Annotated in this window: 14 protein-coding genes; 8 read left to right on the top strand and 6 right to left on the bottom strand. The window is 70.4% G+C overall.

All coding sequences use genetic code 11. The features are described 5' to 3' along the window. Window positions 1-141: 141 nt before the first annotated feature. A complete protein-coding gene (locus tag AMK27_RS21495; protein ID WP_073910654.1) occupies window positions 142-2,121 on the top strand; it encodes a PIG-L family deacetylase in 1,980 nt (659 codons plus the stop codon). 123 nt (window positions 2,122-2,244) lie between these two features. On the opposite strand, the gene tuf is transcribed toward AMK27_RS21495, so the two are convergent. The 5 genes from tuf to AMK27_RS21520 all read right to left on the bottom strand — a co-directional run bounded on the left by tuf (window position 2,245) and on the right by AMK27_RS21520 (window position 7,388). After that, window positions 2,245-3,438, bottom strand: a complete 1,194-nt coding sequence (gene tuf, locus AMK27_RS21500; protein ID WP_073910658.1) for an elongation factor Tu — start codon at window positions 3,436-3,438, stop codon at window positions 2,245-2,247. A gap of 150 nt (window positions 3,439-3,588) precedes the next feature. Further along, window positions 3,589-5,718: an elongation factor G gene (gene fusA / locus AMK27_RS21505; protein ID WP_073910662.1), complete on the bottom strand. Its 2,130-nt coding sequence runs from the start codon at window positions 5,716-5,718 to the stop codon at window positions 3,589-3,591. A gap of 39 nt (window positions 5,719-5,757) precedes the next feature. Continuing rightward, entirely contained in the window at window positions 5,758-6,228 is a 471-nt protein-coding gene (gene rpsG, locus AMK27_RS21510; RefSeq protein WP_015035567.1) for a 30S ribosomal protein S7, read from the bottom strand. Between the two features lie 2 nt (window positions 6,229-6,230). Beyond that, complete coding sequence (gene rpsL / locus AMK27_RS21515; RefSeq protein WP_003948652.1) at window positions 6,231-6,602, bottom strand: 30S ribosomal protein S12; 372 nt, start codon at window positions 6,600-6,602, stop codon at window positions 6,231-6,233. Between the two features lie 336 nt (window positions 6,603-6,938). Continuing rightward, window positions 6,939-7,388 (bottom strand): helix-turn-helix domain-containing protein, encoded by a 450-nt coding sequence (locus tag AMK27_RS21520; RefSeq protein WP_073910666.1) that lies wholly within the window; start codon window positions 7,386-7,388, stop codon window positions 6,939-6,941. 233 nt (window positions 7,389-7,621) lie between these two features. Between AMK27_RS21520 and AMK27_RS21525 the strand changes: the two genes are divergently transcribed. From AMK27_RS21525 to AMK27_RS21535, 3 genes are read left to right on the top strand one after another with little or no spacing between them, the layout of a single operon-like run. Further along, window positions 7,622-7,921, top strand: coding sequence for a WhiB family transcriptional regulator (locus AMK27_RS21525; protein ID WP_073911871.1), 300 nt, complete (start codon window positions 7,622-7,624; stop codon window positions 7,919-7,921). Next, complete coding sequence (locus AMK27_RS21530) at window positions 7,914-8,714, top strand: hypothetical protein (RefSeq protein WP_241847570.1); 801 nt, start codon at window positions 7,914-7,916, stop codon at window positions 8,712-8,714. The genes AMK27_RS21525 and AMK27_RS21530 overlap by 8 nt, the downstream gene beginning before the upstream one ends. Continuing rightward, the gene (locus AMK27_RS21535) at window positions 8,708-8,911 is read left to right on the top strand and encodes a hypothetical protein (RefSeq protein ID WP_030318670.1); all 204 of its coding nucleotides are present in this window, start codon (window positions 8,708-8,710) and stop codon (window positions 8,909-8,911) included. Before AMK27_RS21530 ends, AMK27_RS21535 begins: the two co-directional genes overlap by 7 nt. A 106-nt stretch (window positions 8,912-9,017) precedes the next feature. Here the strand turns inward: AMK27_RS21535 and AMK27_RS21540 are convergent, their stop codons facing one another. Continuing rightward, on the bottom strand, window positions 9,018-9,845 hold the full coding sequence (locus AMK27_RS21540) for a hypothetical protein (protein ID WP_073910670.1): 828 nt from the start codon (window positions 9,843-9,845) through the stop codon (window positions 9,018-9,020). 293 nt (window positions 9,846-10,138) lie between these two features. Between AMK27_RS21540 and AMK27_RS21545 the strand changes: the two genes are divergently transcribed. The 4 genes from AMK27_RS21545 (at window position 10,139) to AMK27_RS21560 (ending at window position 12,112) form a co-directional block, all read left to right on the top strand. Continuing rightward, complete coding sequence (locus tag AMK27_RS21545; RefSeq protein ID WP_073910707.1) at window positions 10,139-10,546, top strand: hypothetical protein; 408 nt, start codon at window positions 10,139-10,141, stop codon at window positions 10,544-10,546. A gap of 126 nt (window positions 10,547-10,672) precedes the next feature. Next, window positions 10,673-11,284 (top strand): phage tail tube protein, encoded by a 612-nt coding sequence (locus AMK27_RS21550; RefSeq protein ID WP_073910710.1) that lies wholly within the window; start codon window positions 10,673-10,675, stop codon window positions 11,282-11,284. 97 nt (window positions 11,285-11,381) lie between these two features. Continuing rightward, window positions 11,382-11,672, top strand: a complete 291-nt coding sequence (locus AMK27_RS21555; protein ID WP_073910714.1) for a hypothetical protein — start codon at window positions 11,382-11,384, stop codon at window positions 11,670-11,672. Between the two features lie 119 nt (window positions 11,673-11,791). After that, a complete protein-coding gene (locus tag AMK27_RS21560; protein ID WP_382510622.1) occupies window positions 11,792-12,112 on the top strand; it encodes a hypothetical protein in 321 nt (106 codons plus the stop codon). Window positions 12,113-12,128 lie beyond the last annotated feature (16 nt).

Below are 12,128 nucleotides of genomic sequence, written 5' to 3' on the forward strand. Positions count from 1 at the left end.
CTCGACACGACCGGCGACGCTTTTCGAAGATCTTTTTCCGGTGGCCGCATCCTGCCAGTCACGGACCCGTCCGCACACAACCCCAGACTTCGAACGTTCGTCTTACCGGGGACCGCACTACCCAGGGGACGGACCGCCCACGTGACCACAGCACCCCGCCGGCGGGCGGTTCTCGCCGCGGCCCTCGCCGTCAGCTCGGCCGTCGCCGGGTGTTCCGTGCCGGAGCCGCGCAGGGCCGCGCCGACCGCCGACCCCGCGCCCGGCAAGCCGATCGCGTCCGCGCGGACCCGGCGTGCGCTGCTCCTGCAGGTCGCCGCGCACCCGGACGACGACCTGTACTTCATGAACCCGGACACCCAGCGCCTCCTCGACGCCGGGGTCCCCCTCGTCTCCGTGTACGTGACCGCGGGCGAGCACACCGGCCGGAACCGGATCAAGGGGATGCCGGACGCTCCCCCGGACCGCGCCGCCTACTCCTCGGCACGCCACCAGGGCCTGCGCCAGTCGTACGCGGCGGCGCTCGGCCTGCCGGTGTTCACTCCCTGGCAGCGCGAGACGCTCACGCTCGCCGGCGGCCGGCGGGCGGAGATCGACACCCTCGTCCACGGCCGCAACCGCGTCGAGCTGGTCTTCCTCAACCTGCCGATGCACACGAACCGGCGCTACATGGCCCTGCCGGCCCTCTGGCACGACCGCGCCCTGGAGCTGCGGACCCATCTGTCGACCGGTTCGCCCGTCACCCGCTCGGACACCTACGACTACGACCGGCTGGTCGGCGTCCTCGTCGGGCTGCTCGCCCGCTACCGGCCCACCGTCGTGCACACACTGGACCCCGACCCGGACATCCAGCTCAGCGACGAGGCCACCCGCAGACGGGACTCGGAGCAGCCCGGCTACTCGGACCACGGCGACCACACGGCCGTCGCGTCCTTCACCTGGGCAGCGCTGAGCCGCTGGGTCGCGGACGCCGTCCGGGACGGCGAACCCATACCGGCGTTCACGACGACCGCGTTCCGCGGCTACTACAACCGGCACTGGCCCAAGAACCTCCCGCCCCAGGTACTGAAGGCCAAGGCGGCCCGCCTCGTCCCCTACGGCGGCGACCCCTCCTGGGACTGCGGCAACCCCTCGGGCTGCGGCGACTACGGCGTCGGCGGCGCACGCCCGCTCACCAACCGCAAGGGCTGGGTCCGCTCCACCCACCACCGCTGGCCCGCCGCCGGCCCCGCGCTCGCCGAGCGGCCGGACGGCCGCCTCACCGCCTACGGGGTGCTCGGCCTGCGCGCGGTCCGCTGGCAGGAGACGGCACCCGGCGTCTGGGACGGGCCGACGGACCTCGGCGGCGGCCCGCTCGCCCCCGCGCTCGGCTCGGCCGTGCTCGGCGACGGCCGGGTCCTGCTCTTCGGGGTGCGGTTCTCCGCGATCGACGGACACGGCGGGCGGAACCGGCGCGAGCTGGTGCTCCTGGAGCAGCGCTCCCCCGGCGGCCCGTTCCTGGCCTGGCGCGGACTCGGGAACCCGGAGCGCACCGACGACCGGGGCCGCCGGATCGGTGCGCCGGTGGCCGTCGCGGCGCCCGACGGCCGGGTCCACCTCTTTGTACGGAACGCGGACCGGAACGTCTCGACCCGGGTACGGGCGGCCGACGGCTCCTGGGGTCCGTGGCGGGCGCTCCCCGGGACGGCGGAGGTCCAGGACGGACTCGCCGTGTCGCTCGACGCGGCCGGACGGGTTCACCTCCACGCGGCCGGGCGGGACTCCGTACGGCACTGGGTGGACGGCGTCGAGCAGAGCGCGCGGCTGCCGCTCTCCGGATCCGCGGTGGCGTCGGCGGGCGGCGACCTCTACTACCGGCCCCCGGCGGCCGGGGAACTCCTCGGGCCCCGCGGCGACGCCGGTCTGGACGGCTACGGGGGTGTGGTCGCGGCGCGCTCCGCGGCCCTGGGGACCGTCCTCCTGGGCACCGGCCCGGACGGCCGGGTACGGGTGCGGGCCGGGAACCGGACCCGGACCCGGCCGACGGGGACGCCCGCGGTGTCGGCGGCGCTGCGCCTGGGCGCGGACGGGGCGACCGTGGTCGGCCTCGGCGCGGACGGGCACCCGTGGAGCTGGCGGCCGTGATCCTTCGGAGGTGATCCCCCGGGAGGGACGGCCGTGCCCCCTCCGGACATGCGAGAAGGCCCCGCACCGAAAGGTGCGGGGCCTTCTGCTGCAGCTCGTGGAGCTACCAGGTCAGATCAACGATCAGGCGTTGATCTTGACGACCTGGCCGGCGCCGACGGTCCGGCCACCCTCACGGATGGCGAACTTGAGGCCCTCCTCCATGGCGATGGGCTGGATCAGCTCAACGCTCATGGCGGTGTTGTCGCCCGGCATGACCATCTCGGTGCCCTCGGGGAGGGTCACGACGCCGGTCACGTCCGTGGTACGGAAGTAGAACTGCGGGCGGTAGTTGTTGAAGAACGGGGTGTGACGGCCACCCTCGTCCTTCGACAGGATGTAGGCCTGGGCCTCGAAGCTGGTGTGCGGCGTGACCGAACCCGGCTTGATGATGACCTGGCCGCGCTCGACGTCCTCGCGCTTGATGCCACGGAGGAGCAGACCGACGTTCTCACCGGCCTGGCCCTCGTCGAGCAGCTTGCGGAACATCTCGATACCGGTGACCGTGGTGGTGGTCTTCTCGGTCTTGATGCCGATGATGTCGACGGTCTCGTTGACCTTGAGGATACCGCGCTCGATACGACCGGTGACGACGGTGCCACGACCGGTGATCGTGAAGACGTCCTCGATCGGCATCAGGAACGGCTTGTCGACGTCACGCTCGGGCTGCGGGATGGACTCGTCCACCGCGTGCATGAGGCCGAGGAGCTTCTCGCCCCACTCCTTGTCGCCCTCGAGCGCCTTGAGCGCCGAGACACGGACGACCGGAAGGTCGTCGCCCGGGAACTCGTACTCGGAGAGGAGCTCACGGACCTCGAGCTCGACGAGCTCCAGGATCTCCTCGTCGTCCACCATGTCGGCCTTGTTCAGGGCGACGACGATGTACGGAACGCCGACCTGGCGGGCCAGGAGCACGTGCTCCTTGGTCTGCGGCATCGGGCCGTCGGTGGCGGCGACCACGAGGATGGCGCCGTCCATCTGCGCGGCACCCGTGATCATGTTCTTGATGTAGTCAGCGTGACCCGGGCAGTCGACGTGCGCGTAGTGACGCGACTCCGTCTGGTACTCGACGTGCGCGATCGAGATCGTGATACCGCGCTGGCGCTCCTCGGGAGCCTTGTCGATCTGGTCGAAGGCCGAGGCCTCGTTCAGGTCCGGGTACGCGTCGTGCAGCACCTTGGTAATGGCGGCCGTGAGGGTCGTCTTACCGTGGTCAATGTGACCGATGGTGCCGATGTTGACGTGCGGCTTAGTCCGCTCGAACTTTGCCTTCGCCACTGAATCCTCCTGCGGAGTGGTTCTGTACGCCTTGCTCATCGGCGCCAGGTGATCTTTGCTGGGATGCCATCCGCCGGGACCCGGACCCTCGGGTTTCGGGGGCTGAGCCCCGGCGACTGGTGTCAAGCCTAAAGCGTGAACTCGGGAGAGTTACTCGCCCTTGGCCTTCGCGATGATCTCCTCGGCGACGTTCCGCGGAACCTCGGCGTAGGAGTCGAACTGCATCGAGTAGCTTGCGCGACCCGAGGTCTTGCTGCGGAGGTCGCCGACGTAGCCGAACATCTCCGAAAGGGGCACGAGGCCCTTCACGACGCGAGCGCCGCTGCGCTCCTCCATGGCCTGGATCTGGCCACGGCGGGAGTTGATGTCGCCGATGACCTCACCCATGTAGTCCTCGGGCGTGGTGACCTCGACGGACATCATGGGCTCGAGGATGACCGGCGAAGCCTTCCGCGCGGCCTCCTTGAAGGCCTGCGAACCGGCGATCTTGAACGCGAGCTCGGAGGAGTCGACCTCGTGGTAGCCACCGTCGAGAAGGATGACGCGGACGCCAGTCATCTCGTAGCCGGCCAGGATGCCGAACTGCATGGCCTCCTGCGCACCCGCGTCGACCGAAGGGATGTACTCCTTCGGGATGCGGCCACCGGTGACCTTGTTCACGAACTCGTACGAGGCGTCGCCCTCGGTGATCGGCTCGATCGCGATCTGCACCTTGGCGAACTGACCGGTACCACCGGTCTGCTTCTTGTGGGTGTAGTCCACGCGCTCGACGGTCTTGCGGATCGTCTCGCGGTAAGCGACCTGCGGCTTGCCGACGTTCGCCTCGACCTTGAACTCGCGCCGCATGCGGTCGACGAGGATGTCGAGGTGAAGCTCGCCCATACCACCGATGATGGTCTGGCCGGTCTCCTCGTCCGAGTGCACCTGGAAGGAGGGGTCCTCCTCCGCGAGACGCTGGATGGCGACACCCAGCTTCTCCTGGTCACCCTTGGACTTGGGCTCGATGGCGACCTGAATGACCGGTGCCGGGAAGTCCATGGACTCCAGCACGACGGGGTTCTTGTCGTCACACAGCGTCTCACCGGTGGTGGTCTGCTTGAGGCCCATGACGGCGACGATGTCGCCGGCGCCCACCGAGTCGATCTCCTCACGCTTGTTCGCGTGCATGCGGTAGATCTTGCCGATGCGCTCCTTCTTGCCCTTGACGGAGTTCAGCACCGCGGTGCCGGCCTCCAGGCGACCGGAGTAGATCCGGACGAAGGTGAGCTTGCCGAGGTGCGGGTCGCTCGCGATCTTGAACGCGAGGGCCGACAGCGGCTCGTCGTCGGACGGCTTGCGCTTGACGACGACCTCGGCGTCCTTGACGTCGTGGCCCTCGATGGCCTCGACGTCCAGGGGCGAAGGCAGGTAACGGACGACAGCGTCGAGCAGGGGCTGAACGCCCTTGTTCTTGAACGCGGTGCCGCAGAAGACGGGGGTGACCGTCTTCTCGCCGTTGCCCTTGCCGGAAGCGATGGTGATACGACGGACAGCCGCGTACAGCTGCTCCTCGGTGGGCTCGACGCCCTCCAGGAAGAGCTCCATGAGCTCCTCGTCGTTCTCCGCGACGGTCTCGACCAGCTTGGCGCGCCATTCCTCGGCGAGCTCGGTGTGCGAGGCCGGGATGTCGACGACGTCGTACATCTCGCCCTTGGTCGCCTCGGCGGACCAGACGAGCGCCTTCATACGAACGAGGTCGACGACGCCCTGGAAGTCCATCTCGGAACCGATGGGCAGCTGCATGACGATCGGGACGGCGCCGAGGCGGTCCACGATCATGTCGACGCAGCGGAGGAACTCGGCGCCCGTACGGTCGAGCTTGTTGACGAAGCAGATACGCGGCACGCCGTAGCGGTCCGCCTGACGCCAGACGGTCTCGGACTGGGGCTCGACGCCGGCCACACCGTCGAACACGGTGACAGCACCGTCGAGCACGCGCAGCGAACGCTCCACCTCGACGGTGAAGTCGACGTGACCCGGCGTGTCGATGATGTTGATCGTGTGATCGACATTCTCGAGCGGCCAGTGGCAGGTCGTCGCGGCAGACGTGATCGTGATGCCGCGCTCCTGCTCCTGCTCCATCCAGTCCATCGTGGCAGCGCCGTCGTGGACTTCACCGATCTTGTACGAGACACCGGTGTAGAACAGGATCCGCTCGGTGGTGGTCGTCTTGCCCGCGTCGATGTGAGCCATGATGCCGATGTTGCGCACCTTGGCAAGGTCAAGCGAAGTGGTAGCCATATCGGCTCAGTCTTCTCTCGGTCTCGATGTGGGTTGCGACTACCAGCGGTAGTGCGCGAAGGCCTTGTTGGACTCGGCCATCTTGTGCGTGTCCTCACGCTTCTTGACGGCCGCACCGAGGCCGTTCGAGGCGTCGAGGAGCTCGTTCATGAGGCGCTCGGTCATGGTCTTCTCGCGACGGGCGCGGGAGTAACCGACGAGCCAGCGGAGGGCCAGCGTGGACGCGCGGCCCGGCTTGACCTCGATCGGCACCTGGTAGGTGGCGCCACCGACACGGCGGGACTTGACCTCGAGGGCCGGCTTGACGTTCTCGAGAGCGCGCTTCAGCGTGATGACCGGGTCCTGGCCGGTCTTCTCGCGAAGACCCTCCATGGCGCCGTACACGATGCGCTCGGCGGTGGAACGCTTGCCGTCCAGCAGGATCTTGTTGATCAGCGAGGTGACAAGAGGAGAGCTGTAGACCGGGTCGATGATGACCGGGCGCTTCGGGGCGGGGCCCTTACGAGGCATTCTTACTTCTCCTTCTTGGCGCCGTAGCGGCTGCGAGCCTGCTTACGGTTCTTGACGCCCTGCGTGTCGAGGGAACCGCGGATGATCTTGTAGCGAACACCCGGCAGGTCCTTCACACGGCCACCGCGCACGAGCACGATGGAGTGCTCCTGCAGGTTGTGACCCTCACCCGGGATGTAGGCCGTGACCTCGATGCCGGAGGTCAGACGCACACGCGCGACCTTACGGAGGGCCGAGTTCGGCTTCTTCGGGGTGGTCGTGAACACACGCGTGCAGACGCCGCGACGCTGAGGGGAACCCTCGAGTGCGGGCGTCTTGTTCTTCTCGACCTTGTCCTGCCGGCCCTTCCGGACCAGCTGCTGGATCGTAGGCACTACTTCTCCGGTTTCTGTGTGCCGTCGGTGAAACTAACCTGGAACATTCACCGACCCACGCGGTCGGGTGTGTCGAATCTCGCGGACCCGTCCACCGAGGCGGAAAGGCGCGGATCACGGTGGCCGATATATGACTCGCCGTGCGGCTGATGACACGCACGCGAGCCCAGGCACACCCCAGGCACAAGGCTTGAGCGTACCTATCGCATGGACTCCGGTCAAAACAAATGCCCACGCGCACGTGGTCCCGGCCGGGGAGGGCCGGGACCAGGCAGGATCGCAGCGGAGCGGGGCCGGTCCGGGGCGGACGGGCGCCGATCCCGGACCGGGCCGGGGTCAGTCCCGGGCCGTGCGGCGGGGCTCGGGAGCCTCGGCGGACCCCTCCGCCTCCGTGTCGGGCTCCAGGAACTGGTTCACGACCTTGACGAAGACGCCCATGCGGTCGTCGGGGACGCCCAGCCAGCGGGCGAAGTCCTCCATCGACGGCTGCCAGTCGCTCGGCGGCAGCAGATCGGCCGCCATCGGGAGCTCCTCCGGGCTCACCCGGCCGGACCGGATGAGCATGTCGCGGACCGATACCCCGAGCAGCGGGGCGATCCTGCGCATGGTCTCCAGGTCGGGCATGCTCTGCCGCTGCAGCAGGCGCGTCACGGCGGCCCGGTGCACCCCGGCCTCGTCCGCGATCCGGGACTTGCCGCCGCCGCGCGGGCTGTCGATGTCGTAGCCGCGCTGTCGCATCAGGCCTTCGACCCAGCCTGCGAACTCATCCAGCCCACGAGTGGTCATGTACAGCTCCTCACTCCACTCCTCCAGGCGCTCAACTCTAGCGTGCTTGCGCGCACAGAATTACTTGGTTTCGGGTACGCAACGTGTTGAAACGATGAAGGTCGCGAGGGGGTCGCCTCGCAAATTTGTTGCGCGCTCGCACGCAACGTGTAACTCTGGCTCGCCGCCGCACTCGTCGGCCCCCTGAGCCCCAACGGCCCCACAGGTCCCCTGGGTTCGGGGTGCCCCGGACCGTGGAGAACCTCTTGTTCCAGCCCGACCCCACCCCTTGGCAGGCCGACGCCGCGTGCGCCGACCTCTCCCCGTCCGTCGTCTTCGCCCGCCGCGCCAAGGAGGCGGCCCCGGCGCTGCGCGCCTGCGCCGGCTGCCCCGTCCGCCGCGAGTGCGAGACGGCCGTGGCCCCCGCCGAGAGCTACTTCGACGGAGTCTGCGCGGGCCGCCTCTGGCGCAACGGTCGCCCGGCGGACGCGGCCCGCGTGGCGAAGGCCGTCGCCCTCGCCCCGACGCTCACCCGGAGCGGCCGCCGTGGCTGACCGCACGTCCCGCGCCCCGTCCGTCGAACCCGTGCTGCGCGACATCGCACTCTGGACCGCCTCCCTCGTGCGCCAGTTCCCCGAGCTCGCCGAAGAGCTCGCGCCCGGCCGCCGCGGCCCCGCCGGGAGCGCCCCGGCCCCCTCCCCCGCGGCCCGTGACGAGCAGATCCGCGAGGAGCGCCGCGAGGCGCTGCTCCTCCAGCAGCGGCACGGCCTCGCCGTCCCCGGCCACGGCGCCGCCCCCATCCGGCTGCACGTCTCCGACGCGATCCGCGACATCACCGACGGGGTGGTGGAGCTGGAGGAGGCCGTGTGCGCCCGGCTCGCCCTGCCCCGGCCGCCCCGCGCCGGGGTGGTCGACCGGCTCCGCCGGGTCGTGGGACTCCTCGACGCGATCGCCGCAGAGCCGGACCTCGCCCGGCACGTACGGGACGAGATCCGCCGGATGGCCCGGCGCTGCGCCCGGACGCTCGGCGACTCGGAGACGGTCGTACGGGTGTCGGGCCGCTGCCCCTGGTGCGACTCGGTGTCGCTGCGGGCCTTCCCCGACCGGCGCGCGGTGCTCTGCGTGAACCCGGCCTGCGTGTGCGTGGACGAGGCGTGCGGCTGCCAGGACGACCCCGCCTACCGGCACCTGTGGCCGGAGCCCGAGTGGGCGGAGCTCGCGGCCGCCGCCGGCTCCCGTACCGACGAGATCCGGGCGGCGATGGACACGGCCGCCGCACCGACCACCGCACTGGCCCCCGCACCGGCCGACGCACCGACCGACGACTCCGAGGAGACCTCGTGCTGAGCTCGCCCGCCCTGCCGGCCCTGATCCCGGGACCGCTCGCCGCCGAGGAGGCCGGGGTCGCCCCCGCGACCATCCGCAAGTGGGTCCAGCTCGGCCATCTGCGGGCCGCGGGGAAGGCGGGCCGGGCCCAGCTCTTCCGCCTGGAGGACGTGTTCGCCGCCGAGCGCGTGGCCCGCCGCCGTCCCCGTACCGCCTGACCGCCGGCCCCCTGGCCGTCTGACCGTCTGACCGCCCGTCGTACGTGAAGCGCCCCCGTCCGTGAAGGACGGGGGCGCTTTCGCGTGCCGCTTCGCGTGCGGCGCCTCAGGCCGCCAGGAAGCGGTGGAGCGAGTCCGTGAAGGCGGTGACGAACCGGTCGCGGGTCTCCTCGGGCACGCGGTCCAGGGAGAGATAGGGGTTGAGGTCCTCCAGTTCGACGAGGAGCAGCTCACCGCCGGGGGCGCGGCAGGCGTCCACGCGCTGGATGCCGTGGTCGAGGGTGTTCCAGTCGACGAAGCGGCGGGCGAAGTCGAGGTCGTCCCCGGTGGGCTCGTACGGCTCCAGGACCCAGCGGCGTGCGGGGTCGGGGGCGTGCAGGGCGTACTGGAAGAGGTCGTCGACGAAGTAGAAGGAGACCTCGTACCGGAAGTCGACGCGCGGCTGGACGAGGAGGCCGTCGTAGCGGAGGCCCGCGAGCTCCTCGTGGGCGAGGAAGCGCAGGCCTATCGAGTCGGCGCCGGCCTTGGGCTTGACCGCGTACGCGTCGGCGGCGGGCAGCCGGTGGAGGTCCTCGGGCCGGTCGACGGTGGGGATGACCGGGTATCCGGCGGTGGTCAGGTCGAGCAGGTACTGCTTGCCGGCCATGTCGCCGCGGCCGTGGAGCGGGTTGTAGACGCGGGTGCCCTCGGCCAGGGCGCGCTCGCGGAAGGTGTCGTACTCCTTCTGGTAGCCGATGACCGGGCCGCTGTTGCGGACGACGACGGCGTCGAAGCCGTCCATGAGGGCGGCGGCGTCGAGCGGGTGGCAGAGCGCCAGGTCGAAGGAGTCGCGCAGCCGGGCGGTGAGGTGGATGTCCTCGTCGCAGTAGCGCCGTCCGCGGGCCGGGTAGGCGAGGTCGGTGACGTACAGAAGGCGGGGGCGGGCGGCGGGCACGGGGCGGCTCCTCGGTCGGTGGCCGCCAACCTATCGGGCACCTGTGCGGGCCCTCGCGGGAGGACGGACGACGGGGCCGGGGCGGGGGATGCGGGAAGGCCGCACCGAACTAGTTGCGTGCGCGCACGCTCTCTGTCACAGTTGGTGCAGCGGCGGAGCTGCGCCCGGACGACGGGCAGCGGCTTCGCCGTTCGCCGTCCGGGCGCGCTGCCGCGCCCCGCCCCCTCCCGCGGAGCGGCCCGGGCGGCGCCCCGCACCGCCTCCCTCTTCCGAGCCCTTCGAGGAGCACCGTCATGACCACTCCCCCGAGTGCGTTCCCGGACGTCGAGAAGCTGGTCGTCGACGTCCTCAAGGCCGACCCGGCACTGGCCGGCGTCACGATCGCCGCACAGGCGCCGGCCGGCTTCGACGGCACGCAGAACGCCGTCCTGGTGAACCGCCGCGGCGGCGCCTGGATCGGCGACCTGCACGTCGACAAGCCGCTGGTCGAGTTCGAGGTGTACGCGCCGACCAAGAGCGCGGCCCACGTCCTCGCCAACGCCGCCCGCCGGGCCCTGCTCGCCACCCTCGGCAAGCAGATCGGCGCCCACTTCGTCAGCGACGTCGAGGAGCAGGACGGGCCGCGCTGGATGCCCGACTACCTCTACCGGGGCGCCAACCGCTACCTCTGCGTCATCCAGCTCTCGCTGAACGTCTTCTAGACGCTCGCGCCTCCCCCGGCGTCCTCCCCGACGCCCCCACAGACCAGGCCCCGCCGTCCGGCGGGGCCTTTGCCGTACCCGGACCGACGTCCGGACGGCAGCCCTCTCACCAAGGAGAAACACACCATGGCAGGAAACAACTCGGCCGAGATCCGCGTCGCCGGCACCGGCAAGCTCTACGTGGCCGACGCCGGTACCTCCGCCCCGGCCACGTTCGGCACCGACTCCGCCGCCGACTGGACCGGCGCGGGCTGGAAGGACCTCGGCTTCACCTCCGGCGACGGCGTCACCTTCTCGAAGAAGGACAAGCTGGAGGCCATCGACTCGTGGCAGTCGGTCTCCCCGGTCCACTACATCTACTCGAGCCGTGACCTCTCGCTGAAGTTCTCGCTGCTCCAGTTCAACGAGGACACCCTGCCCTTCTTCATGGGCGGGGACGCCGTCAAGGCGGAGCCGACGCCGGCCGTCGACACCTACCGCTACGAGATCGCCGAGCGTCCGTTCGCCGACGTGCGCGCCCTCGGCCTGGAGTTCACCGACGTCAAGGCCGGTGGCACGACCGCGGTGAAGTACCGCTTCATCATCCCGCGCGGCCAGGTCACGGCCACCGACGACATCAAGCTGGCCCGCAAGGCGGCGTCGCAGCTGGGCGTCACCTTCTCCGCCATGTCGAAGGGCGACGGCAAGCCGCTGGCGACCTTCCTCATGAAGGACAGCCAGTACGGCGCGGCGGTCTGATCCCCTCCCCACCCGGGGCGGGACGGCGCACCGCCGTCCCGCCCCGCCCCTCCCTCTCTCGACCGTCCTTCACCCGACACAAGGAGTACGCATCCCCATGGCCCGTTTCGACGTCAACGCCGCCCGCGCACAGCGACAGGAGGCCCATGGCCGCGCCTGGTCCTTCGAGCTGGACGGCGAGAGCTACACCCTTCCGACCGAACTGAGCCGGGCGACGGCCAAGGCGCTGCGCACGCTCGACGACAACGACGTGGACGGCCTGCTCGCGCTCCTGATGGGTGAGGAGCAGTTCGCCCGCTTCGAGCAGCACGACATCACGATGCAGGACGTCGCCGCGATCCTGGAGGCCTACGGCAAGGAGACCGGGCTCGGCCTGGGGGAAGACTGAGCCTCGTCGAGTTCGTCGACGAACACGCCGAGGCCCTTGAGGCGGACCTGCTCCGCCACTACTCCGCCGACCTGCTCGACTGGCACCGGGGCGAACTGTCCAGCCGTCGCCTGATGGTCATGGTCAAGCACCTGCCGCGGGACAGCGCCCTCCAGCGCGAGCTCCACGGCGAGGCCGCCGAGTGGTCGGTCACCGACCACCTGCTGGCGGCCACGGTGGACCATCTGGCCGTCTCCAACTGGATGTTCATGTGCGTCAACAGCGGCGAGGACGGCGACCAGCCCGATCCGCCGACGCCCGTCCCCCGTCCGGGCGGCCCCGACCAGGACGAGGACCACGACGGAGCCGACGGCACGGGCACCGACGAACACGGGCGGAGCGCGCGTGCCGAGGAGAGCGCGGCAGTGTCTCCCCACGCCCTCGCCCGGTTCTTCGGGTGACCCCGCGGCCCCCGGA

This window comes from Streptomyces sp. CB02009, from assembly GCF_001905825.1.
GTDB lineage: Bacteria > Actinomycetota > Actinomycetes > Streptomycetales > Streptomycetaceae > Streptomyces.

Bases quoted from the DNA above. Each gene is read 5' to 3' on its own strand.
- rpsG (WP_015035567.1), bottom strand. From the start codon at position 6,228: ATGCCTCGTAAGGGCCCCGCCCCGAAGCGCCCGGTCATCATCGACCCG.
- AMK27_RS21520 (WP_073910666.1), bottom strand. From the start codon at position 7,388: ATGACCACTCGTGGGCTGGATGAGTTCGCAGGCTGGGTCGAAGGCCTG.
- AMK27_RS21545 (WP_073910707.1), top strand. From the start codon at position 10,139: ATGACCACTCCCCCGAGTGCGTTCCCGGACGTCGAGAAGCTGGTCGTC.
- AMK27_RS21560 (WP_382510622.1), top strand. From the start codon at position 11,792: ATGGTCAAGCACCTGCCGCGGGACAGCGCCCTCCAGCGCGAGCTCCAC.
- AMK27_RS21555 (WP_073910714.1), top strand. From the start codon at position 11,382: ATGGCCCGTTTCGACGTCAACGCCGCCCGCGCACAGCGACAGGAGGCC.
- AMK27_RS21550 (WP_073910710.1), top strand. From the start codon at position 10,673: ATGGCAGGAAACAACTCGGCCGAGATCCGCGTCGCCGGCACCGGCAAG.
- fusA (WP_073910662.1), bottom strand. From the start codon at position 5,718: ATGGCTACCACTTCGCTTGACCTTGCCAAGGTGCGCAACATCGGCATC.